Source organism: Paraburkholderia sp. BL6669N2, from assembly GCF_003387275.1.
Classification (GTDB): Bacteria; Pseudomonadota; Gammaproteobacteria; order Burkholderiales; family Burkholderiaceae; genus Paraburkholderia.
On record NZ_QUNA01000002.1, the window covers coordinates 2,050,558 to 2,072,032 of the forward strand.

General features: G+C 64.2%; 17 protein-coding genes. 8 read left to right on the top strand and 9 right to left on the bottom strand.

The genetic code is table 11. The annotated features are described in order from the left end of the window. Positions 1–54: 54 nt before the first annotated feature. On the bottom strand, positions 55–348 hold the full coding sequence (locus tag B0G80_RS31685) for a hypothetical protein (RefSeq protein WP_181920104.1): 294 nt from the start codon (positions 346–348) through the stop codon (positions 55–57). 379 nt (positions 349–727) lie between these two features. On the opposite strand from B0G80_RS31685, the gene B0G80_RS31690 reads away from it, so the two are divergent. The 4 genes from B0G80_RS31690 (at position 728) to B0G80_RS31705 (ending at position 3,842) form a co-directional block, all read left to right on the top strand. Beyond that, positions 728–1,255: a PRC-barrel domain-containing protein gene (locus B0G80_RS31690; RefSeq protein ID WP_116121846.1), complete on the top strand. Its 528-nt coding sequence runs from the start codon at positions 728–730 to the stop codon at positions 1,253–1,255. A 153-nt stretch (positions 1,256–1,408) separates the two neighbouring features. Next, positions 1,409–1,795, top strand: coding sequence for a DUF3175 domain-containing protein (locus tag B0G80_RS31695; RefSeq protein ID WP_106278331.1), 387 nt, complete (start codon positions 1,409–1,411; stop codon positions 1,793–1,795). A gap of 91 nt (positions 1,796–1,886) precedes the next feature. Continuing rightward, positions 1,887–3,206 carry a sodium:proton antiporter gene (locus tag B0G80_RS31700; protein WP_116123794.1) on the top strand — a complete coding sequence of 440 codons (1,320 nt, stop codon included), beginning with the start codon at positions 1,887–1,889 and terminating at the stop codon, positions 3,204–3,206. 66 nt (positions 3,207–3,272) lie between these two features. Then, positions 3,273–3,842 (top strand): aromatic acid exporter family protein, encoded by a 570-nt coding sequence (locus B0G80_RS31705; protein ID WP_116121847.1) that lies wholly within the window; start codon positions 3,273–3,275, stop codon positions 3,840–3,842. Here the strand turns inward: B0G80_RS31705 and B0G80_RS31710 are convergent, their stop codons facing one another. Then, positions 3,843–4,811, bottom strand: coding sequence for an AraC family transcriptional regulator (locus B0G80_RS31710; RefSeq protein ID WP_116121848.1), 969 nt, complete (start codon positions 4,809–4,811; stop codon positions 3,843–3,845). A 116-nt stretch (positions 4,812–4,927) separates the two neighbouring features. Here B0G80_RS31710 and B0G80_RS31715 point away from each other — a divergent pair, with 116 nt between their 5' ends. Next, on the top strand, positions 4,928–5,299 hold the full coding sequence (locus tag B0G80_RS31715) for a carboxymuconolactone decarboxylase family protein (protein WP_106278336.1): 372 nt from the start codon (positions 4,928–4,930) through the stop codon (positions 5,297–5,299). Between the two features lie 30 nt (positions 5,300–5,329). Here the strand turns inward: B0G80_RS31715 and B0G80_RS31720 are convergent, their stop codons facing one another. Continuing rightward, entirely contained in the window at positions 5,330–6,382 is a 1,053-nt protein-coding gene (locus B0G80_RS31720) for an aldo/keto reductase (protein WP_116121849.1), read from the bottom strand. Positions 6,383–6,638: 256 nt separating this feature from the next. On the opposite strand from B0G80_RS31720, the gene B0G80_RS31725 reads away from it, so the two are divergent. Both B0G80_RS31725 and pdeR read left to right on the top strand, forming a co-directional pair. After that, positions 6,639–11,111, top strand: coding sequence for a DEAD/DEAH box helicase (locus B0G80_RS31725; RefSeq protein ID WP_258879092.1), 4,473 nt, complete (start codon positions 6,639–6,641; stop codon positions 11,109–11,111). A 226-nt stretch (positions 11,112–11,337) separates the two neighbouring features. Further along, positions 11,338–13,341 carry a cyclic di-GMP phosphodiesterase gene (gene pdeR / locus B0G80_RS31730; protein WP_116121851.1) on the top strand — a complete coding sequence of 668 codons (2,004 nt, stop codon included), beginning with the start codon at positions 11,338–11,340 and terminating at the stop codon, positions 13,339–13,341. A 75-nt stretch (positions 13,342–13,416) separates the two neighbouring features. Here the strand turns inward: pdeR and B0G80_RS31735 are convergent, their stop codons facing one another. The 3 genes from B0G80_RS31735 to B0G80_RS31745 all read right to left on the bottom strand — a co-directional run bounded on the left by B0G80_RS31735 (position 13,417) and on the right by B0G80_RS31745 (position 17,350). After that, positions 13,417–14,301 carry a crotonase/enoyl-CoA hydratase family protein gene (locus B0G80_RS31735; protein ID WP_106278344.1) on the bottom strand — a complete coding sequence of 295 codons (885 nt, stop codon included), beginning with the start codon at positions 14,299–14,301 and terminating at the stop codon, positions 13,417–13,419. Positions 14,302–14,730: 429 nt separating this feature from the next. Beyond that, positions 14,731–15,834, bottom strand: coding sequence for a malate/lactate/ureidoglycolate dehydrogenase (locus tag B0G80_RS31740; protein WP_116121852.1), 1,104 nt, complete (start codon positions 15,832–15,834; stop codon positions 14,731–14,733). Positions 15,835–15,889: 55 nt separating this feature from the next. Further along, the gene (locus tag B0G80_RS31745; protein WP_116123795.1) at positions 15,890–17,350 is read right to left on the bottom strand and encodes a M20 family metallopeptidase; all 1,461 of its coding nucleotides are present in this window, start codon (positions 17,348–17,350) and stop codon (positions 15,890–15,892) included. A 220-nt stretch (positions 17,351–17,570) separates the two neighbouring features. Here B0G80_RS31745 and B0G80_RS31750 point away from each other — a divergent pair, with 220 nt between their 5' ends. Further along, positions 17,571–17,882, top strand: coding sequence for a superinfection immunity protein (locus B0G80_RS31750; RefSeq protein ID WP_116121853.1), 312 nt, complete (start codon positions 17,571–17,573; stop codon positions 17,880–17,882). 70 nt (positions 17,883–17,952) lie between these two features. On the opposite strand, the gene B0G80_RS31755 is transcribed toward B0G80_RS31750, so the two are convergent. The 3 genes from B0G80_RS31755 to B0G80_RS31765 all read right to left on the bottom strand — a co-directional run bounded on the left by B0G80_RS31755 (position 17,953) and on the right by B0G80_RS31765 (position 20,974). Then, positions 17,953–18,225 (bottom strand): YodC family protein, encoded by a 273-nt coding sequence (locus B0G80_RS31755; RefSeq protein WP_106278351.1) that lies wholly within the window; start codon positions 18,223–18,225, stop codon positions 17,953–17,955. A gap of 486 nt (positions 18,226–18,711) precedes the next feature. Next, positions 18,712–20,304, bottom strand: coding sequence for an MFS transporter (locus tag B0G80_RS31760; protein WP_116121854.1), 1,593 nt, complete (start codon positions 20,302–20,304; stop codon positions 18,712–18,714). A gap of 31 nt (positions 20,305–20,335) precedes the next feature. Next, positions 20,336–20,974, bottom strand: coding sequence for a TetR/AcrR family transcriptional regulator (locus B0G80_RS31765; RefSeq protein ID WP_116121855.1), 639 nt, complete (start codon positions 20,972–20,974; stop codon positions 20,336–20,338). Between the last annotated feature and the right edge of the window lie 501 nt (positions 20,975–21,475).

The following is a 21,475-nucleotide window of genomic DNA, read 5'->3' on the forward strand; positions in this document are numbered from 1 at the left end:
GGCGTGTCGCGCTTCTTGAATCGTCGCGTTTGGCCCCGTCGCTTTACCGCGCGCTCACTGACCTTTCGTATCGCTGCTTGCGTCCGCGCCCGGCGTGTTGGTCGAATCGGTCATCGGCTTCTTGGTTTTCGTTTTGGACATGTGATGCGATTTGGAGCCACTGGAACTCATGGCTCCCGATGTGGGCTGTCCATTCGTGGTCGGTGCCGCTGTCGCCGCGCCGTGAGCGTTCCCCGAGCCGCCGGTGCCGGCGCCGCCACCGTTACCGTTACCACCGCCCGCTTGCGCGAACGCCGCGCCCGACATCACAACAAGTGCCGACACCAGCAACGCTTTTGTATGTTTCATCAAAGTCTCCGTGAATAGATGGACAGCGCGCCCAGGTGATCCATTGCGCTGCTGGCCAACCATCCCGCAAGGGCTATGCCGCATTGCAAGGGCATGTCGCCATCCTGACCGTGAAACGCGTCGTCGCGAACCAGTCAGTCAGTCGGCAGTTGCTCCTTAGCTGTCCTCCTCTCCTCCGACGAAATATTTTCAATCGCGTCAGCACGCTTTACGCGTTCAACGCCACGTCCGGCACGCCGCTACGCACGCGCTTCGCGCAAGACGCACGCGTATACGACGCACGGAGCACCCCGCCCAATATCGCGCGCAGGCCTTCCGCCACACGGAGGAACGCCGGTTGCTCAACTTGCACACACCCAACCTGTAGAGGAGGCTCATCATGGTGAACCAGACACAAACGCAAGGCGGCATGCGCCAGGAACAGGGCGCCCGGGTCATCGGCAAGGGCAGCGCGACCGCGGACGGCCCCGGCCCGGACGTGATGGCCGCCGCCACACTCGACGGCAACAAGGTGCTCAGCAGCGACGGCGAGGACATCGGCAAGATCAAGGACATCATGCTCGACGTCGGCTCGGGCCGCGTTGCGTACGCCGTGCTCTCGAGCGGCGGCTTTCTCGGCATCGGCGACAAGCTGCTCGCCATTCCATGGCATGCACTGACGCTCGATACCGGCCGCAAATGCTTCGTGCTGAACATGACCGCGGAACGCGTGAAGAACGCCCCGGGCTTCGACAAGGACCACTGGCCATCCATGGCGGACCAGACCTGGGCCACGTCCGTGCATCAGTACTACGGCAGCGAACCCTATTGGGGCCGCGACTCGACTTTGCGTCGCGACGACTATGGCGTCGGCGACGTTCCGCCCGCGTCGTCGGATGCGCCGGAGGCCGGCGGCCTGAAGTTGTAACGCGTGCTCACGGTCGGCGCACGTGGCCGTAGGGCGCCACGTGTGCTGACACCGATGCGCCGGCATGCCGCCATCGCGGCAGCCGGCGCGTTTCACTTTGAGCGCAGAATAAGCGTGATCAGCGCGCGCAAGATTTGATAAGGAGGCGGCAGCATGGCCACACGCAAATCCACCAGCAAGTCCAGGCGCCCGGTCACCCGCGGCAAGTCGGGCCGGCCGCCGCGCCAGCGGCACGCCAAGGCTCACGCGGCGCATGCCGCTAAAAGCCCGAAGAAGTGGTCGCATCACGTCATGGAAACCAGTGACGCGATGGATATCCAGCACGATGTGTTCAAAACTGGCAGCGCGGAATCGATCGCGCAATCGCTCAAGCAGTCGTCCACGAAGAGCCGCCGCCGCAAAGGCACGCCGTTCCAGTCGGCCATGTCGATGCTGAACTTCTATATCAACCGCGCCGGCAAAAACCTGCCGAAAACGCGCCGCGACACCCTGCAACAGGCCAAGCGCAAGCTGCGCGAAGCGTTCGGACGCGCGCCCTGAAATGACGCGCCAGTAATCGGCGCGGCGGGGCGCACCGTTGTTCAACCGGCCATGCATGCAGCAGGCGCATGCGGGCCCTCACCGGATGCTCATGCACGAAACTTTGTGGTTTCTCATCGTCGGCGCTGTGCTCGTTTTCATGGGCCTGGCGGCGACCACACTGCGGCGCCTACCCATCAGCGCCGCCATGTTTTATCTCGCGATCGGCTACTTTCTCGGGCCGCCCGGTATTGGCTTGCTGCGCCTCGATATGATCGCCGACGCGCATCTGCTGCGCACCATCACCGAAGTCGCATTGCTCGTCTCGCTGTTCGCTATCGGCCTGCGGTTGCGGCTAGGCATGCTCGAAAAACTCTGGACTGTGCCGCTGCGTCTCGGCTTTCTTGCGATGCTCGCGACCATTCCGCTGCTGATGCTGTTCGGCGTGTACGTCCTGCATCTCGGCTGGGGGCCGGCCTTGCTGCTGGCGGCGATCCTCGCGCCGACCGACCCGGTTCTGGCCCACGATGTGCAAGTGCACAACCCCGGCGACCACGATCTGCTGCGCTTCGCGCTCTCCGGCGAAGGTGGACTGAACGACGGCATCGCGCTGCCCTTCGCGATGCTCGGCCTCGCGTTATGCGCGGCGTCCGCCGCCGAAGCGGGAGATCTGTTGAACCTGGCGCTCGCAGGCAGCATGGTGTGGGGCGTGGCGGGCGGAATCGCGATCGGCGGCATGCTCGGCTGGGCCACTACACACGCGGTGACGTGGCTGCGCACGCGCCACGCGCAGGCGCTCGGACTCGAAGGTTTTTTTGCGCTCGGTTTGATCGTGCTGTCGTTCGGCGCCGCGCAGCTTGCGCACACCTATGGCTTTCTCGCCGTGTTCGCCGCCGGTGTCGCGATGCGCCGTGTCGAACACCGCGCGAGCGGCGGCCAGTCGCCACGCGAAACCATCGGCACCGTGGATTCCGCAGACGTCGAGGCGACCGCGGCGAATCCGAGCAAGGCGCACGCGTATATGACGGAGTCGGTGCTCGGCTTCACGATCGAGCTCGAACGCATCGCCGAGGTCGCCGTCATGGCAATGGTCGGCAATGTGCTCGCCACGCTGCACACGCCGCTCTTTACCTGGCACACCGTCGCGCTGACCGCGGCGCTATTCGTGCTGGTGCGGCCGGCAGCGGTGGAGTTGTCGCTGCTCGGATCGAGCGCGACGCCGACGCAGCGCCGTTTGATGAGCTGGTTCGGCATACGCGGCATCGGTTCGTTTTACTACCTCGCGTACGCGCTGGAAAACGGCGCTGCAACCGAGGTCGCCCCACTCGTGCCGTTCACGCTGGCGGCGATCGCGGCGTCCGTGGTGATTCACGGCGTTTCGGCGACACCGTTGATGAGCTGGTATCGCCGGCTGCGCAGTCGTGAAGGTTAGTTCGACCGTCAATCGGAGTCGCTAGAATACGTGACCTTCATGCCGCAACAAGGCTTCCCCCATCCGATGATCCCACCCGACGATTCCCGACGCACGGCACGGGCGAGCGCCGCCAACTCGCTGTTTGCCTTTCTCAAGTCGTTGCCGCTCGGCGAGCGCCTGATCGAAGGCAGCTTCATGGCTGTGCAGGCGGTCGCCGGCGCGAGTCTGGCGGTCGCCATCGGCCGCCTGCTGCATACGGAGCAAAGCTTCTGGGCCGCCATCACGGCGATCGCGGTCAGCCAACATAGCTATGTCGACACCCGCAACCTGTCGCGCGATCAATTCATCGGCGCGATGCTGGGCGGCTTGTGCGGACTGGTGGGCGCCACGTTCGGCGCCGGCTATTTCGCGGCTTACGCGGCCACGGTGGGCGTGGCGATCGCCCTGTGCTGGACGCTGAATGTCGGCAGCGCGGCGCGCCTGGGCGGAATCACGGCGACGATCATGCTGCTGGTGCCGGGCATAGGGCCCGCGTGGGACAGAGCCCTGCTTCGCCTCGGCGAAGTGACGCTCGGCACGGTCTGCGCGTTGCTGGTGGCCTTTCTGATGTCGTGGATCGAGCATCGCTGGTTAGGCAAACCGGGCAAGCCGTAGCTAGCTTTCCGTCCCATCGTTCTCTTGCGGACGACGCCGGTAGCGTCCCGGCGGCACGCCGACACTTTGCTGAAATGCCTTGCCGAAGGCGGCTTCCGATTGATAGCCCACCGCCTCGCCGATCTCGGCCGCGCTGCGCTGCGTGCGGCGCAGCAGATCGCAGGCGATGGTCATGCGAACCTGCGTAAGAAAGTCCATCACCGTCATGCCCGCGCGCTCGTTGAAATGGCGTGCGTAAGTGGCGCGCGACATGGCGGCGAGAGCGCCGAGTTCGGCGATGGTCCACGCCCGTTCGGGCGCGCTCAGCATGCCCTGCACGGAAGCGCCGAGGCGCGCGTCGGCAAGCAAGGCGAGTACGCTTGACGCCGAGGCGTTCTGCTCGCCGTGCGCCCTCAGCGCAATGGCGAGCAGCGCATGGCTCAATGCGGTGACGATCGCGAGCGCGCCCGCCTGGCGTCGTTCGGCCTCGCTGCGCATCAGCGCGATCACCGTTTGCAGCGAGCCACGCGTTTCCATGCCGCTCAGCGAGACATGCAACGGATCAGGCAGCGCGTTCAGCAGCAAGGCCGACGAACCCGGCGAATAGACGAAGCGGCCGCACAGAAGATCGAGGTCGGCGGGGATGCGCGCGCTGTCGTGCCCTTCGTGGCCTTCGCGGCCGTCGTTGCGTCGCAACGGCAGCATGCCGTCATGGCTTTGCGTCAACGGTGCGGTGGCGTTCGAGCGCTGCACATCGCGCACCCGATGCGCCGCGCCGCGCGGAAACAGCATGAAGTCGCCCGTGCGCAACTCGCGCTGGGCGCCGTCGGCGGTTTCGACGACGCACGCGCCGTCCAGCACCAGATGAAACGGCGCGATGCCCGCTTCCAACTGCCCATGATCGATGTCGAAGGCGCCCGACAGCAGGCAACGCAGGTCGAGACTGGCTTGGGGCCGGGCAAGGTCGATCAGTCGGCTAAGCGTATCCATGAGACGATCGCGCTAAAAGTTGAGCGAATCGAGTATTCAGGATATCGCGGCGCGGCGCAATACTTGTCTTACGACGCCGGCGCCTGCCGACGCGCATCACCCCAAGGAGCACTGCCATGTTGAACTGGATCGATTACCGTCAGGAACTGTTCGGCCGTATCGGCGAAATCGCCAAACTGTCGCCGGATACCGTGAGGGGTTATCAGGCGCTTTCGACCGCCGGCCAGAAGAAGGACCTGCTCGGCGCCAGGACGCGCGAACTGATCGCGCTCGCGGTCGCGGTCAGCCTGCGTTGTGACGGCTGTATCACCGTCCATACCGCCGAAGCGCTCAAACATGGCGCAACGCGCGAGGAAATTGCCGAAGCGCTGGGCGTGGCGATCGCCGTCAATGCGGGCGCCGCGATGGTGTACTCGGCTCGCACGATGGATGCCACAGCGGCTTATACAGCGCAGGCGTCTGACGCAGCGCAGGCTGCCACGGAATGACCGGCGGCATCGCGAGATGCCGGGCTGCCGCTACACCGCCGGATGCCGCGCCTCTTCGAGCTGTTTGCGGCGCGGCTCGCCCTGACGCTCCAACATCCAGCCCGGATATTCTGTCGGCAGCGCACTGACCTGATCGAGTTTCACGAGGTCATCCGCGGTGAGCGAAACGCCGGTCGCGGCGATATTGTCGTCGAACTGCTCGACCTTCTTCGCGCCGACGATCACCGTGGTGACCAGCCGCTGATGCAGCAGCCACGCGAGCGCGATCTGCGCGACCGACACCTGTTTCGCCTCGGCGATCCCGCGCATCACGTCGATGCAGTCATAGGCGCGCTCGCGATTGACCGGCGGAAAATCGAACGTCGTGCGACGGCTGCCCGCCTCGCCCTGCTGCTCACGCCCATACTTGCCGCTCAGCAGGCCGCCCGCAAGCGGACTCCACACCATCAGGCCGAGGCCTTCGCTATGCAGCATCGGCGCGAGTTCGCGTTCGAGGTCGCGGCCCGCCAGCGTGTAATACGCCTGCAACGTTTCGAAGCGCGCGAGCCCGAGGCGCTCGGAAATGCCGAGCGCTTTCGCAATCTGCCACGCGGCCCAGTTCGACACGCCCACGTAGCGCACATGGCCGTGCTGCACGAGCGTGTCGAGCGCGCGCAGAGTTTCCTCGATCGGCGTGGCCGGATCGAAACCGTGGATCTGGTACAGGTCGACGTGATCGAGTTGCAGCCGCTTCAAGCTCGCCTTCACGCCGTCGATGATGTGATAACGCGAAGCGCCGCGCGCATTGGGAAACTCGCCCGTCTGGCCGAAGACTTTGGTGGCCACCACGATCTTGTCGCGCGGCACCTTGAGGTTTTTCAGCGCCTGGCCCGTGATCTGTTCAGACAGGCCCTCCGAATAGACGTCGGCTGTGTCGATGAAATTGATGCCCGCGTCGAGCGCCCGGCCGACCAGCCGCTCCGCGTCCGCCTGCTGCAGATCGCCGATCTGCTTCCAGATGCCCCCGCCGCCGCCGAAGGTCATCGTGCCCAAACATAGCTCTGAGACAAAAACACCGGTACGGCCCAACTGGTTGTATCGCATCGTCGAGACTCCATCGTGGTTCGTGGATGGGTGAGGCGTAGAGAGTACTGCAATCGGCGGAATCCGGCAGCGCGCGACCCAGGCGCGCGTCACGCGGCAAAAATTCCCGCAACGCGGCTTTCGCTCGCGACATAAATGCCGATCCGCGGCCCTCGGCAAAACCGGGGTAAACCTGCCAGACTGATTCCTGAACCATGCAACCGGCTGCTTTCGCCGCCCTCTGGATATGGCACGCCTCGCCCCCAACTACGCAAGCATGACTTCGGCTTCCACCACTACTGCTGCTTTGGGCGCGGCGCCCGCCGCCGCACCTGTCGCGACGCCCGCCGTCGGGCTCTCGACGGCCGGCGCGCTCGCCGATTTCCATCCCGCAGTCGCGAGCTGGTTCCTCAAGACCTTCCCCGCGCCGACCGACGCCCAGGCCGCCGCGTGGCCGCAGATTCGCGGTGGCCGCTCGACGCTGGTGGCCGCGCCGACCGGTTCGGGCAAGACGCTCACCGCCTTCCTGTCCGCGCTCGACGACCTGGTCCAGCAGGGCCTCGCCAACGGCGGCGCACTGCCCGACGAAACGCTGGCGGTCTACGTGTCGCCGTTGAAGGCGCTCTCCAACGACATCCGCCTCAACCTGCAGTTACCGCTGCAGGGCATCGCCGCGGAACTCGACGCGCGCGGCTTGCCGCCGCTGGATATCCGCACCGCCGTGAGGACAGGCGACACCACGCAGCAGGAGCGCAATGCGCTGAAGAAGCGCGCGCCCCATATTCTTGTTACCACGCCGGAATCGCTTTACGTGCTGCTCGGTTCGGACTCCGGCCGGCGCATGCTGTCGACCGTGCGCACGGTGATCGTCGACGAAATTCACGCGCTCGCCGGCGGCAAGCGCGGCAGCCATCTCGCGCTCAGCCTGGAACGGCTCGACGCGCTGTGCCAAAGGCGCTTGCCGCGGATCGGTTTGTCGGCGACGCAAAAACCGGTGAGCGCGGTCGCGCGCTTTCTGGTGGGCGGCGGCAGCATCGACAGCGGGATTCCCGCCGACTGCGCGATCGTCGACGTGGGTCATATTCGCGAACGCGACCTGGCGCTCGAGATTCCACCGGTGCCGCTCGAAGCGGTTATGCCCAACGAAGTGTGGGAGCGCGTCTACGACCGACTCGCCGAACTGGTGGCGATGCACCGCACCACGCTGATCTTCGTCAACACGCGCCGCATGGCCGAGCGCGCCGCGCGTCATCTGACCGAGCGGCTGGGCAAGGACGTGGTCGCCGCGCATCACGGCAGTCTCGCGAAGGAACATCGTTTCGACGCCGAACAGCGCCTCAAACGTGGCGAGCTGCGCGTGCTGATCGCGACGGCTTCGCTGGAACTCGGCATCGATATCGGCGACGTCGATCTGGTCTGCCAGATGGGTTCGCCCCGCGCGATCGCGCCGTTCCTGCAACGGGTCGGACGCTCGGGCCACCATGTTGGCGGCATGCCCAAAGGCAGGCTGTTTCCGAATTCGCGCGACGATCTGATCGAATGCGCCGCGCTGCTCGATTGCGTGCGGCGCGGCGAACTCGACGCGCTGCGCATTCCCCGCGCGCCGCTCGATGTGCTGGCCCAGCAGATCGTCGCGGAAGTCTCGAGCGCGGAATGGAACGAGGACGCGCTGTTCGACCTGATGCGGCGCGCGGCTCCGTACGCGGACCTGACGCGCGAGCAGTACGACGCCGTGCTGCGCATGCTTGCCGAAGGCTACACGAGCCGCAACGGTCCGCGCGCCGCTTACGTGCATCGCGACGTGGTGAGCGGCACGCTGCGCGGCCGGCGCGGCGGCAAGCTCGTCGCTGTCACCTCGGGCGGCACCATTCCCGAAAACGCCGACTATGCCGTCGTGCTCGAACCGCAGGCCATCAATATCGGCACCGTCAACGAGGATTTCGCCGTCGAAAGTCTGGCCGGCGACGTGTTTCAACTCGGCAACGCGTCGTATCGGATTCTGCGGATCGAGAGCGGGCGCGTGCGGGTCGAAGACGCGCAGGGCCAGCCGCCGAATATTCCGTTCTGGCTCGGCGAAGCGCCGGGGCGCAGCGACGAACTGTCGTTCGGCGTCGCGCGTTTGCGCGAACAGATCGCTCGCCTTCTCGACGATAAAAACGCGGCGGCCGAGGAAACGGGCGCCGAAGCCGACACGCTTTCCGCCCGCATCGACCACGCGATCGACTGGCTGGTCGACAACCTGCATCTCGACGAAGCCGCCGCGCGCCAGATCGTCGACTATCTCGCCCGCGCGCGCGCCGCGCTCAGCGTGCTGCCCACGCAGAACACGCTGGTCATGGAGCGTTTCTTCGACGAATCCGGCGGCACCCAGCTCGTGATCCACGCGCCATTCGGCAGCCGGGTCAACCGCGCGTGGGGCCTCGCATTGCGCAAACGCTTTTGCCGCACGTTCAACTTCGAGCTGCAAGCCGCCGCCACGGAAGACGCGATCGTGCTGTCGCTGACCGGCAGCCACTCCTTCGTGCTCGACGAAGTATGGCGCTATCTGCATTCGAACAGTGCCGAGCATCTGCTGATTCAGGCGCTGCTCGACGCGCCGTTGTTCGGCGTGCGGTGGCGCTGGAACGCCACGACCGCGCTCGGCCTGCCGCGTTACACGGGCGGGCGCAAAACCGCGCCGCAATTGCAGCGCATGCGCAGCGAAGATCTGCTCGCGAACGTGTTTCCCGAACAGGCCGCGTGTCTGGAGAACGTGGTCGGCGAACGCGAACTGCCGCATCATCCGTTAGTGGAGCAAACCGTCGACGACTGTTTGCACGAGGCGATGGACAGCGAACGCTGGATCGCGCTGCTGCGCCGTATCGAACAGGGCCACGTGCAACTGGTCGCGCGCGATTTGCCGGCGCCCTCGCCGCTCGCCGCCGAAATCCTCAACGCGAAACCGTACGCCTATCTCGACGACGCGCCGATCGAGGAACGCCGCACGCAAGCCGTGCTGAACCGGCGCTGGACCGACCCGTCGAGTGCCGACGATCTCGGTGCGCTCGATGCCGAAGCCATCGAAAGCGTGCGCGACGAAGCATGGCCGCAGGCGCGCAATGCCGACGAGATGCACGAAGCGTTGACCGGCCTTGCGTGCATCACCGAGGCCGAAGCGCGCCGCAACGAAGGCTGGCCGGCCTGGCTCGCGTCGCTGGCCGAGTCCGGCCGCGCCACCCGCCTGCAGCTCGCCCACGATTGCGCCCTGTGGCTGCCCGTCGAACGCGTCACCTGTTTTCAGGCGCTCTATCCGCACGCTGAATTCGCGCCGCCGCTCGCCGCGCCGAAAGGCTACACGGAAAGCTGGAACGAAGACGACGCGCTGATCGACGTGCTCCGTGCGCGTCTGACCGGCTTCGGCCCGCTACCTGTCGGCGCGATCGCCGAAGCGCTGAAATTGCCGGCCGCATCGGTCGAACAGAGCCTGACGCGCCTCGAAGCCGAAGGCTACGTGATGCGCGGCCGCTTCACGCCGCAAGCCGCCGAAGAAGAGTGGTGCGAACGACATCTGCTCGCGCGGATTCACCGATACACCGTGAAACGCTTGCGGCGCGAAATCGAGCCGGTGGAGCGGCACGACTTCATGCGCTTTCTGTTCGAGTGGCAGCATCTAACGCCGGACACGCGCAGCGAAGGGCGCGACGCGCTGGCCGCGGTCCTCGAACAGCTCGAAGGCTTCCAGGCCGCGGCGGCCGCATGGGAGGAAGACATCCTGCCCGCGCGCGTGAAGGCGTATGCGAATACTTCGCTCGACGAACTATGCCGGGCCGGCAAGATAGTCTGGACGCGCCTGACGGAACGCGCGCGCGGCACCGGCGGGCCGATCCGCAGCACGCCCATCGTGCTGCTGCCGCGTGCGCAAGTGCGCGTATGGAGCGCGTTGCTCGATCCGTCGAAACAACCGGAGTTGTCGGCGCGCGCGCAGAGCGTGTATGAAACGCTCCTGCAACACGGCGCGATGTTCTTCGACGAATTGCTCGCCGAAGTTCGCGTATTGCGTATGGAATTGGAGAGTGCGCTGGGTGAGCTGGTGGCGGCGGGCCTCGTGAACTCCGACAGTTTCGCGGGCTTGCGCGCGTTGCTGAAGCCGGCTGCCAAACGCAACGCGTTTTCCAGCAACCGGCGCGCGCGCTCGAGCGCGCTGATCGGCGGCATGGACGACGCGGGACGCTGGGCACTGGTCAGCCGGCCCACCGCTGGTGCCGCTGCCGCGACGGAGAATGTGCAGGAGCGCCGCCGGCAATTGCCGCCCGAAGTGCTGGAACATGTCGCGATGACGCTGTTGCGCCGTTACGGCGTGGTGTTCTGGCGTCTGCTCGAACGCGAAGCCGAGTGGCTACCGCCGTGGCGAGACCTGCTGCGCGTTTTTCAGCGGCTCGAAGCGCGCGGCGTGATTCGCGGCGGACGCTTTGTGAATGGCCTCGCCGGCGAACAATTTTCGCTGCCCGAAGCAATTCCCGTGCTGCGAGAAGTGCGGCGACATGCGAACGACGGTGCTTTTGTCTGTGTCGCCGGGACTGATCCGCTGAATCTCGCCGGCACTTTGCTGGTCGGCGAACGGGTGCCCGCAGTAGCGGGGAACCGCATTCTGTATCGCGACGGGATCGTGGCCGCAACCCTCGTGGCAGGGACTTTCTGGTTCGAACCGTCGCTGGAAGCGGTTCCCGCCGAAAGGGAAAAGGCTCGCGCGTGGCTGGCGCGGCGGTTTTAGCTTTTGGAATGCGCGCGGATCGCCGTAAATTACCTGAGTGTGACGGAAAAAATAGCATGTAGAAAAGGGCGTGAAAAAGCCTAAAGCCACAAGTTTTACTGACCGTAAATCTTTATAAGCCTTATTCCAATCGCTTCGCTACAATGGGGACAGTCTTAAGTATGATGAAGACTGTCTGCCGCTCCGCCTTCAAGGCGGCCACCGGCACACACCGCCCGGGGAGCTCATGAACGACGACCAACACGAGCAGGTGCTATTTGCTCAGTTCGGCACAAGCAGCCCATGCTGGCGTCTGTCGAACGACAGCAACGCGCTCGAACTCACGCCCGTCACTGGCGACGTGCCGGCCAGTGTCGCCATTCCGCTGAATCCTCAGCAGGCTTCGCAAATCCGTTGCCTCACGGGCGTGACCTCGCACCTCGTCCTCGACGTGCGGCTGTTCGGCGAACCGTTGCGTCTGCATCTGGTCGGTAAAAAACTCAGCAGCAACAGTTGGGCCGGCACCGCCTCCGCCTATGACGACACCGAATCCGTCGCCCGCGATCTGGTGCACGGCCTCTCGTTTGCCGAGCAGGTCGTGTCCGAAGTGAATTCGGTTGTCGTGATCGTCGACCGGCATGGTCGAATACAGCGCTTCAACCGTCTCGCCGAAGAACTCACGGGCGTCAAGGAAGAGAACATTGTCGGCCGCAACGTCTGGGCGTTGTTCATGTCCACCGAAGACGGCGCGGCCTCCAGCCAGAACATTGCGGGCTTCTTCAATCGCGGCGTGTCGTACGAAGTCGAGCGGCGCGTCAAAACAGTGCATGGCGAGCGGCTATTTCTGTTCCGCAACAAGTTCGTGCAGAGCGGCAGCGGCATCGACGAACAATTCCTGATCTGCTCCGGCACTGACATCACCGAGGAACGGCTCGCGCAGGAACGCCTCACCGAACTGGCCAATACCGACTCGCTCACCGGCCTCGCGAACCGCAACGCGATCCAGGACAAGATCCGCGCCGCTATCGAAGACGCCGCGCCGGGCGAAGCCGTCGGCGTGCTGTTCCTCGACCTCGACAACTTCAAGAAGGTCAACGACCACTACGGCCACGTCTTCGGCGACCGCCTGATCCGCGACGTGTCGTCGGCCATCGGCGAGTGCCTGAATGAAGGGGATACGCTCGCGCGTCTCGGCGGTGACGAATTCATCGTCCTCGCCGCCAAGGGCACGGCGCACGAACTCGAAACCACCGCGCAGCGCATTCTCGAACGCATGCGCACGCCGTTCGCGCTCGGGCTCGTAGAGGTCTACACGGGCTGCTCCATCGGCATCGCGCTGTATCCGGAACATGGCGACAGCCTCGAATCGCTGATCCGTTCGGCCGACACGGCCATGTACGTCGCCAAAGACGAAGGCAAGCGCACGCACCGCGTGTTCTCGCCGGAAATGAACCGCCGCGTCGCCGAGTACATGTGGCTCGACACCAACCTGCGGCGCGGCCTCGAAGAAGGCCAACTGACGCTGCACTACCAGCCGAAACTGTCGCTCGCCACCGGCGTGGTGCAGGGCGTGGAAGCGCTGGTGCGCTGGAATTCGCCGGAGCGCGGGCAGATCATGCCGAACGAGTTCATCCGTTACGCGGAAGAGTCCGGGCTGATCGGCGTACTGGGCCGCTGGGTCATGGAAACGGCCGCGAAACAGGCCGCCAAATGGAAGGCGGACGGCTACAACCTGCGCATCGCGATCAATGTGTCGGCGCGGCAACTGGTCGATACGGCCGTGGTCCGCCATTTCAGCGAGGCGTTGCAGAACGCCAGGCTCGACCCCTGCCTGATCGATCTCGAACTGACCGAGAGCTGCCTGATCGAAGACGAAACGGCCGCGATCGATCTGATCAAGCAGTTCCGCCAACTCGGCGCGCAGGTTCATCTGGACGATTTCGGCACGGGTTATTCGTCGCTATCGCAGCTCGGCCGGATTCCGCTCGACGTCATCAAACTCGACCGCAGCTTTGTGCGCTCGATCAACGCCGACACCAAAGCGCAGGCACTGGTGCGCTCCATGGTGGCCGTCGCGCAGGAATTGAATTTCAAGGTGGTCGCCGAAGGGATCGAGACCGAGTCGGAAGAAGTGTTCATGAAGGGCCTGGGCGTGGATTACGTGCAGGGCTTCCTGTACGGTCAGGCCATGCCGGCGGCTGAATTCGAACGCTGGTTGCAGGATAGACAGAAGCTCAGGCTGATTGCCTGAGCTTCCGGTGCCGCCGCCCTTGCGGCTCGTTGTGGTCGAACCCGCGGTCGAACCCGTCGCCGACCTCGGATCAATTCAGGCGAAATTGGCCGCGCTGGCCGTCTGACGCAGGTTCGAGGTGCGGCGGTTCTGCAGCGTCACCAGCCGCTCCATGAAGGCGAGGTCCTTCTCCTCGATCGTGAAGGCGGCGTCGACCCAATCCTCGGTGATTTCCATCAGCTCGGCGCGCGAGAGTTGCAGCACGCGCTGGCGCGCCCGCAGCATCGCGCGGATGCCGTTCATTTTCGGCTTGAGCGTGTCGATGAAAGTGCGGGTCGCCATGTAGGCTTCGCCGGGCTCGAACAGCTGATCGACCAGACCCTTGCCGTAATGCCATTCGGCCGTATGCGATTCGCCGACGCCGATCAGTTCCTCCGCGAGCCGCATGCCGGCCTTGCGCGCCACCAGTGAATAACCGCCCATGCCCGGGAACAGGTTGAACGCGATCTCCGGGAAGCCCATGCGTGCGTCGCTCTGCGCGAGCAGGAAATGATGCGCGAGCGCGGCCTCGAAGCCCCCACCGAGTGCCGTGCCCTCCACCATCGCGATCGAAATCGCCCCCGTGTCGAATCCCCGCGACGCCGCATGCACGCAATCCACACAGGCGCGCGCATAGGACATCAACGCCTGACGCTTGCCGGCGCGGATCGCGTCCGCGAAGAAGTCCAGATCGCCGCCGACGTTGTACATGGTCGGAATCAACGAACCGGTGACCCAGAAATCGATCGGCAATCCTGATTCCCGTGCTGCCTGCGCGAGTTCGAGGATGTCATGGACCAGATCGAGATTGAAGCAGGGACGCGGCTGCGCCCGCAACATCATCCACATGACATTGCGGCCTTCTTCGTAGTAAGCCGAAATTTGCGAAAGATTGCCGGCTTCGAGGAACGGACGGCAGGCGTGATGGTTATGCAGATTCATTTTGAACGGTCCTTTTAAGGTTAAACACTGGTATTGCTATGCGAGCCTAAAGCAGACCGGAATTGGATGGGAGCGGGGTAACCAACAGATGAATGCAAGCCGCGTTCAAAATCCCGCCAGCAGGCGTTCTGCGGGAAAGAGAACGCACAGAGGCATGTCGCATCGACGCAAACGCTTGCGCACCGAAAATGGGCGAAATTGACCCGCAAACAGGCGCTCGGCGCGCAATCAGTTTGCGCACGGCCGAGATTGAACGTCTTGCCGGAATGGCAAGAAAGAGAAAATAATTTTCGATTAGAAAATTCAATCGAAAATGATAAGCGGCGAATTATTTTCTTCTGTGATGGGTTGGCTAACAGACGGTGTATCCGCTTCGCATAATCAAAACGCGGGCGACCCATCGCGCCCGCGCTTTTGCATCAAAATCGTTTATTGCAAACGCGCGGACCAGCGGCCTGCTTCTTCCGCGCTCATGCCGACGGCGAGCGCCGCGGCGAGAATCTGCGCCCATGTGGCCGAATCCACGGGAATACCCTCCGCCTCGCGCTGCGCGCGCGTCACGCGCTCGGGTTCTCCGGGCTCATAGATACGGTCGGTGCCGGCCGCGAGCGGCGAGGCCTTCACCCAGTCGATGAACGCGTCGGCTTCGGCTTGCGCATCGGGCGCGTCGAACGCGGCCGGATCGATGATCACCGACAGCATGCAGTTGATGATCGCGTTGGTCGTGCCGAGCGTGGTCGAGTGCGTGGTAAAGCCGCCCGAGAGCGCGCCGCCGAAGATCTCGCACATGGCCGCGAGTCCGAAGCCCTTATGTCCGCCGAACGGCGTCAGCGAACCGAACGGCGCTTCGTGCATGACTTTGGGTTCGAGCGTGGCGCGGCCCTCGTGATCGATCAGCGCGCCGGGTTGAACCTGCTTGCCCTGGTTATAGGCGACGCGCGTCTTGCCATAGGCCACCGTGCTGGTCGCGAAGTCGAGTACGAGCGGAGGTTTGCCGGGCCGCGGATACGCGGCGCAAAACGGATTCGTGCCGATGCGCCGGTCCGCGCCGCCGAACGGCGCGACGAGCGGATCGCCCGCCACGTTGACGAAGTGGAACGACACGAGACCCGCCCGTGCGCACTGTTCGGCCCAATGACCGATACGCCCGATGTGATGCGCGCTGCGCAAGCCGACCGCGCAGATGCCGAGGCGTTTGGCGCGCTCGATACCCTGCTCCATGGCCTCGAACGCCACCACCTGGCCGAAGCCTCTGCCGCCTTCGACGGTCAGCACGGCGCCTGCGTCTTTGACCACGTCGGCATGCAGGTTCAATTGAAGCTCGCCGTCGGCAAGCGACGCCACATAGCGCGGAATCATGCCCACGCCGTGCGAGTCGTGGCCCGTCAGATTCGCCGCCACCAGATGATCGGCGACCAGTTCCGCTTCCCGTGGCGTGCTGCCCGCCCGCTCCCAGATTGCCCTCACATAGGCGTGCAATTGATCGGCCGGAATCCGGGGCGTGACGGGTTGAGCGGTCGAGTTATCGGTCATTCACAAGGTCGGCGGACGTGACGGATTCAGGGCAAGCAGAAGTTAAAGAACTCGCTCAGGGCGCGGCGGCGATCACCTCGGCAACCGCAGCCGTGAGCTTCTTGCCGTACGGCACGTGCAGGAACTCGTTCGGCCCGTGCGCATTCGACCTCGGTCCGAGCACGCCGCACACCATGAACTGCGATTTGGGGAAACCTGCCTTCAATACGTTCATGAGCGGGATGGTGCCGCCCTGCCCCATATACGCGACGTCGGCGCCGTAGTGCCGGCGCGACGCGTCGTTGAGCGCGGTGGCGAGCCACGGTGCAAGATCGGGCGCGCTCCAGCCGCTCGCCGCGCCCGCGTCCGGCATGAACGTCACCTTGGCGTTGTACGGCGGATCGACTTCGAGCAGCGCCTTCATGTCGGCGACGGCCTTCTCCGCTTCGATCATCGGCGGTAGACGCAGCGACAGCTTGAACGCCGTGCGCGGACGCAGCACGTTGCCGGCGTCAGCGAGCGCGGGCAAGCCGGCCGCGCCGGTCACCGACAGCGACGGACGCCATGTCGAATTGAGCAAGGCCTCTTTCGGATCCGTGGTGGTGGGCAGCACCTGGCGGCCGTCCTGGCCGCACGCCCATGGCAGCTTCTTCCAGACGTCGTCGCCGAGAATCCTGGCGGTGGCTTCCGCTTCGCGCAAACGGTCCGCGGGGATCTCGATATGGAAACCCTTCGGCAGCAGCGTGCCGTTGGCGGAGTCCTCCAGCCGGTCGAACAGCTGCCGCATGATACGGAAGCTCGACGGCGCGATGCCGCCATAGCCGCCCGAGTGAATGCCTTCGTCGAGCACCTGCACTTCGAGATCGCCGGCGACGAGGCCGCGCAACGACGTGGTGAGCCACAGCTGATCGTAGTTGCCCGCGCCCGAATCCAGGCACACCACCAGACCGACCTTGCCGAGCCGCTCGCGCAGCGCGTCGACATAAGGCAGCAGATCGTAGCTGCCCGACTCCTCGCAGGTTTCGATCAGACCCACGCAACGTGGACGCTCGACACCTTGCGCGTCCAGCGCGGCGAGCGCGGTGATGCTTGCGTAGATGGCATAACCGTCGTCGGCGCCGCCGCGGCCGTAGAGCTTGTCATTTTCGAGCTTGGGCGTCCACGGCCCGAGGTCGTTGCGCCAGCCGTCGAACTCGGGCTGCTTGTCGAGGTGGCCATACAGCACGATGGTTTCCTCGCTGCCCGAACGCGTCGCTGGGGACTCGAAGAAGATCACCGGCGTGCGGCCAGGCAAGCGGATGATTTCGAGTTTCAGACCGCGCACGGGCTGCTGTTCGGCCCATTGCGCCGCGTCGGTGATCACGCGCTCCAGATAGCCGTGCTTGACCCACTCGGGATCGAACGCCGGACTCTTGGCCGGCACGGCAATGTAGTCCGTCAACGCGGGCACGATCTCGTCGTTCCACTTGCGGTCCACGAATTCGCGTAGCGTCTCGGGGTTGATGCGCTGAGCCTGCTGGGTATCGTCGGAGATCATGATGGCGGTCCGTGGGATCTGTTCTGTCGAAACGATCATGATAGTCCGGTTGCGGGATTGGCTGAACCCCTCGCAATACATTGGCCTCGCTGAGCGGGCGGCGCGAACTGCCGGTGGCAGTCATCCCACGCACGGCGCAACGCTTTGCGGCGAGCTTACGCAAACAAAATAATCGCGCGACAATCGCAGCATGGGTCGCCTATCGCGAGGGAGCCGCTTCATGGGAGGCAATGTCGTCGTGCAGGCCATCGCCGCGGTGCTGGCGCTGGCGCTCTACTTTTTGCCGGCCGTGGTGGCGGACCGGCGCAAGCGTCATGACGTGCTGACGCTGGCGCTCTTCAATGCCTGTCTCGGCTGGACCGTGTTCGGCTGGCTGCTCGCGCTCTACTGGTCCTTGCAACCGAACCCGCCGAAGAACATTGCGGGCGAAGTCGTGGAGACGCGCAAGCTCGTGAGGATGCGGGCGTTTTCCAGCGCGCTGCTGGTGCGCGTGCAACGACGCGCGAGCGAGCGGGATCGCTCCGGCAAGTAAATCAGGCGTGGTGTGGCGAGGCGGAAAAACGGGCTGGTCGGCCAAGGCGGCCGACCCTACTGCGGGCCGTTCAGGCCGCGCGGCTCATGCGGTTCCACAAGACGGAACCAGCGGGAATGGAGCGCGGCTCGACGCGTACGCTCGCGGGTGAAAACATCTCGCGGCGCAGTTCGCCGTGCTCGTCGAACCATTCGCAAATCAGCCAGTCGCCAGGATTGAGCGCAACGGGGCCTGCGTAGGTTACCGTCATGCGCGAGCCGCCTTCCTTCAAGGTGACGACGTCGCCGATGTTGATCGGGGCGGTGAGCGGTGCCTGGAATGCGTCAATGGTAGCGGTCAGCATATTCGTCCCCCTACGGAACCGTTGAACGGTATTTAAGTCATTGCGCCGGTTTTTCGACTTTGGATCTGCTGAAGGAAAACTCTAAAGGATTGGGCAAGATTAACAATCGAAATTAATGGCCGCAAGCGCTTTTTATTGATACCGTTTTCACCGGAAGTGGAATGGCTTCCACTGCCGGCTGTCGATGGGTAAAAACCGGGAAAACCCTGAAATCGGCTGCCAGGCCGCCTTTCCGTGCCGCACTGCACGATCGCAAGGCTTACTGCCGAGTGTCGGCGCCGCCGGTAGAAAATGCGAATGCGGTTTCGTCATATCTAATGCTCCAGCGGACAGCGATTCAGGGTTTATTCTGATCGTGCATAGCAAGATTACCTGTGAATAACGAACTCACCGGTAAATGCGCCATGCTTAAAATCACTCTCGTTTAAAAAAATGCCTAATAACCTCGGGCAATCTTTGTTGAAAACGATTGCCGCCGCCGGATTTTCAAACCGGCTGCGCCGGGCGGCGCAGCACGAGTTGCTGGTGCCGCACGAGCAGCACGCTCAAGCCGATGCACACGAACATCAGCAGTGCGTTGATCGCGAGGCTGAGCTGGAACGCGTGCGCGTAGTCGCCGGGTGCCGCGCGCCCGCCGATCGCGCCGAAGAACGCACCGCTGATGGCTGCCGTGCCGAACGCCGAGCCGATCTGCAGCGTCGACGACACCACGCCTGAAGCAAGCCCGGCTTTCTCCGGCACGACCTCCAGCAACACGATGCGCATGATCGACGGCAGCAGCAGCCCATGACCGACGCCCGCGCATACCAGCCCGCAATAGAACAGCAGATCCGGTGTAGCCGATTGGGTGGCGGACCAGCCCGTGACCATGAAGCCGACCGTCATCATCGAAAAACCGAGCGTGAGCACATGGCCGCCGATGCGCTTGACTACCGCCGGCGAGGCCAGCGGCCCGACGACGAACCCGATCGCGAACGGCATGATCGCCATGCCGGAGGCGAGCGGCGTCCAGTGCAAACCGGTCTGCAGGAAGATCCCGTAGGTCAGGAAAAACGCGCTGTTGCAGTAGAACAGAAACGCGAGCACGAGCCCTAGCGCGAAGGCCCGGTTACGGAACAATTGCAGATCCACCAGCGGATGGCCGCCGCCGCGCTCCACGCGCTGCTCGGTCATCACGAAGAGCGCGAACGCCGGCAGCGCAAGCGCGAACATCACGAAGGTCCACGCCGGCCAGCCGGCTTCGCGGCCGTGCGTCATCGGATAGATGACCAGCAGCAGCACGGCGGACAGCAGCGCCACGCCCTTCACGTCGATGCCGGTGCGCGTGGCCGGCTGATTCTCCGGCACGAACTTCCACGTGCCGAGAAACGCCGCGATGCCGATCGGAATGTTGATCAGAAAAATGATGCGCCAGTCGAGCCCGAACGGGTGATAGGTGATCAGCGCGCCGCCGCCCAACTGGCCGACGATCGATGACAAGCCGAACACGAAGCCATACAGGCTCATCACCTTGGTCTGCTGATGCAGGGGCACCACCGCGCGAATCGTGGCGAGCACTTGCGGCGCCATGACGGCGGCAGCGATGCCCTGCACGATCCGCGAGATCACCAGCATGTGCCCGCTGGTCGCGAAGCCGCACAGCGCCGAGGCGACCACGAACGCCGCCATGCCCGTCATGAACATGCGGCGGCGGCCGAACAGATCGCCGAGCCGCCCGCCCGTGATCAGCAGCACCGCATACGCCGACGCATAGGCGGAGACGACGAGTTGCAATTGCGCGTCGGTGGCGTTCAGGCCGGTGTGGATCGAGGGCAGCGCGAGGTTGACGATGAAGTAGTCGAGCGGCGCGAGGAAGGCGCCGACGAATAGCACCGCCAGCGCAAGGCCTTGCCGTTCGAAGCGCGGCTGGGTCTTGTCGGCCGCTGGTGTGACGCCCTTTGTCACGCCCTTTGGCACGCCCGCGGCCGAACCCGTCGCTAGATTCGCGGCCGCAGAGCCAGGACAGATCACCGCTGAAGCTGCGGCGCCTTGACGTCCAACGCATGCCGCCGCAGCGGACTTGATCGCTTCGCTTTTCATGACTGATCGTTCAAAAATTCGGCAAAAAAATTTAGACGAGCGCGCGCATGGCGACGTCCACGATTCCTACCAGCGCGTCTTCCTTGTGAGCGACCCGCCCCAGCACGCGCAGACCTTGCATGACGCAGAGCAGAAAATCGCCGACAGCTTTTTCGTCGAGCGTGGAGTTGAAGGCGCCGCTCGCCTGACCGCGTATCACCGACGCCGCCAGCAGCGTCGCCATGCGGCGCTGAATCGCGGCGACGCGGCCGCGCAGTTGTTCGTCGCCCGGTTGCATTTCAAGCGTGGTGTTGGTGATGAAACAGCTACGCTCGCCGGTGAGCGCGCACGCGACCCGAGCGTAATGCAGCAAAGCGTTGCGCAGTGATTCTTCCGGCGGCACCGGTGCGTTCAACCGCTCGGCGAGCCGTGCGACCGACCCTTCCGCGTAATGATCCAGCGCGGCCAGCATGATGCCGTGCTTGTCGCCGAACACGCCGTAGAGACTGCCGCGCAACAGGCCGGTGGCCTTGCACAGGTCGTCGATCGAGGTGGCGTGGTAGCCGTGATTCCAGAACACCTGGCTCGCGCTCGCCAATACCGTGTCTGTGTCGAACTCGCGCGGCCTGCCGCGCGAGCTGACCTCGCCGGCTTTCTTCGTGGATTGTTTCGAATCGCCTGATTGCTTCATGCAGTCGATATTATGACTAACCGTTCAAGAAATCAAGACGAGTTTCCGTAGGCGTGAGTGTCGAAGAGTGTCCCTGCACAAAAGACTCGAAAAATTGAGCAATAGAGTCCGAAACGCCGTCGAATGGCCGTGCAATAGACCCCGAAAAATGAAAGCTGTCTTTAATATTTCACGCACCCATTCGCTTCCGCGCGGGGCGGACCATGAGGGTTCAGCGTTGCGGTAATCCATAGCTGTCTCGCACATCACGACTGACTCCGGACACGCGCACGGGCTCCATGAACCCTACGGTAGATTAAACCCAACGATATCGCCATCGCACTTTGCACACCAAATAGACGCCTTCATGCAGCGGCTTTCGGAACGTACCGACGATCGGTAGTCTGCTAGCGTGCGCTCGCAGCGTCGATGGATACGGGCAATCCCAGCGGCAAACTGGCAAGCCGATTGACTCGATATCGGCCATTGCAGTCGTTCAGCTACTGCGTCTCATCGGGCGGC

What these genes read in the sequence shown, in the direction of transcription:
- B0G80_RS31685 (WP_181920104.1), bottom strand. Translation starts at nt 348, where the DNA reads ATGAAACATACAAAAGCGTTGCTGGTGTCGGCACTTGTTGTGATGTCG.
- B0G80_RS31690 (WP_116121846.1), top strand. Translation starts at nt 728, where the DNA reads ATGGTGAACCAGACACAAACGCAAGGCGGCATGCGCCAGGAACAGGGC.
- B0G80_RS31695 (WP_106278331.1), top strand. Translation starts at nt 1,409, where the DNA reads ATGGCCACACGCAAATCCACCAGCAAGTCCAGGCGCCCGGTCACCCGC.
- B0G80_RS31700 (WP_116123794.1), top strand. Translation starts at nt 1,887, where the DNA reads ATGCACGAAACTTTGTGGTTTCTCATCGTCGGCGCTGTGCTCGTTTTC.
- B0G80_RS31705 (WP_116121847.1), top strand. Translation starts at nt 3,273, where the DNA reads ATGATCCCACCCGACGATTCCCGACGCACGGCACGGGCGAGCGCCGCC.
- B0G80_RS31710 (WP_116121848.1), bottom strand. Translation starts at nt 4,811, where the DNA reads ATGGATACGCTTAGCCGACTGATCGACCTTGCCCGGCCCCAAGCCAGT.
- B0G80_RS31715 (WP_106278336.1), top strand. Translation starts at nt 4,928, where the DNA reads ATGTTGAACTGGATCGATTACCGTCAGGAACTGTTCGGCCGTATCGGC.
- B0G80_RS31720 (WP_116121849.1), bottom strand. Translation starts at nt 6,382, where the DNA reads ATGCGATACAACCAGTTGGGCCGTACCGGTGTTTTTGTCTCAGAGCTA.
- B0G80_RS31725 (WP_258879092.1), top strand. Translation starts at nt 6,639, where the DNA reads ATGACTTCGGCTTCCACCACTACTGCTGCTTTGGGCGCGGCGCCCGCC.
- pdeR (WP_116121851.1), top strand. Translation starts at nt 11,338, where the DNA reads ATGAACGACGACCAACACGAGCAGGTGCTATTTGCTCAGTTCGGCACA.
- B0G80_RS31735 (WP_106278344.1), bottom strand. Translation starts at nt 14,301, where the DNA reads ATGAATCTGCATAACCATCACGCCTGCCGTCCGTTCCTCGAAGCCGGC.
- B0G80_RS31740 (WP_116121852.1), bottom strand. Translation starts at nt 15,834, where the DNA reads ATGACCGATAACTCGACCGCTCAACCCGTCACGCCCCGGATTCCGGCC.
- B0G80_RS31745 (WP_116123795.1), bottom strand. Translation starts at nt 17,350, where the DNA reads ATGATCTCCGACGATACCCAGCAGGCTCAGCGCATCAACCCCGAGACG.
- B0G80_RS31750 (WP_116121853.1), top strand. Translation starts at nt 17,571, where the DNA reads ATGGGAGGCAATGTCGTCGTGCAGGCCATCGCCGCGGTGCTGGCGCTG.
- B0G80_RS31755 (WP_106278351.1), bottom strand. Translation starts at nt 18,225, where the DNA reads ATGCTGACCGCTACCATTGACGCATTCCAGGCACCGCTCACCGCCCCG.
- B0G80_RS31760 (WP_116121854.1), bottom strand. Translation starts at nt 20,304, where the DNA reads ATGAAAAGCGAAGCGATCAAGTCCGCTGCGGCGGCATGCGTTGGACGT.
- B0G80_RS31765 (WP_116121855.1), bottom strand. Translation starts at nt 20,974, where the DNA reads ATGAAGCAATCAGGCGATTCGAAACAATCCACGAAGAAAGCCGGCGAG.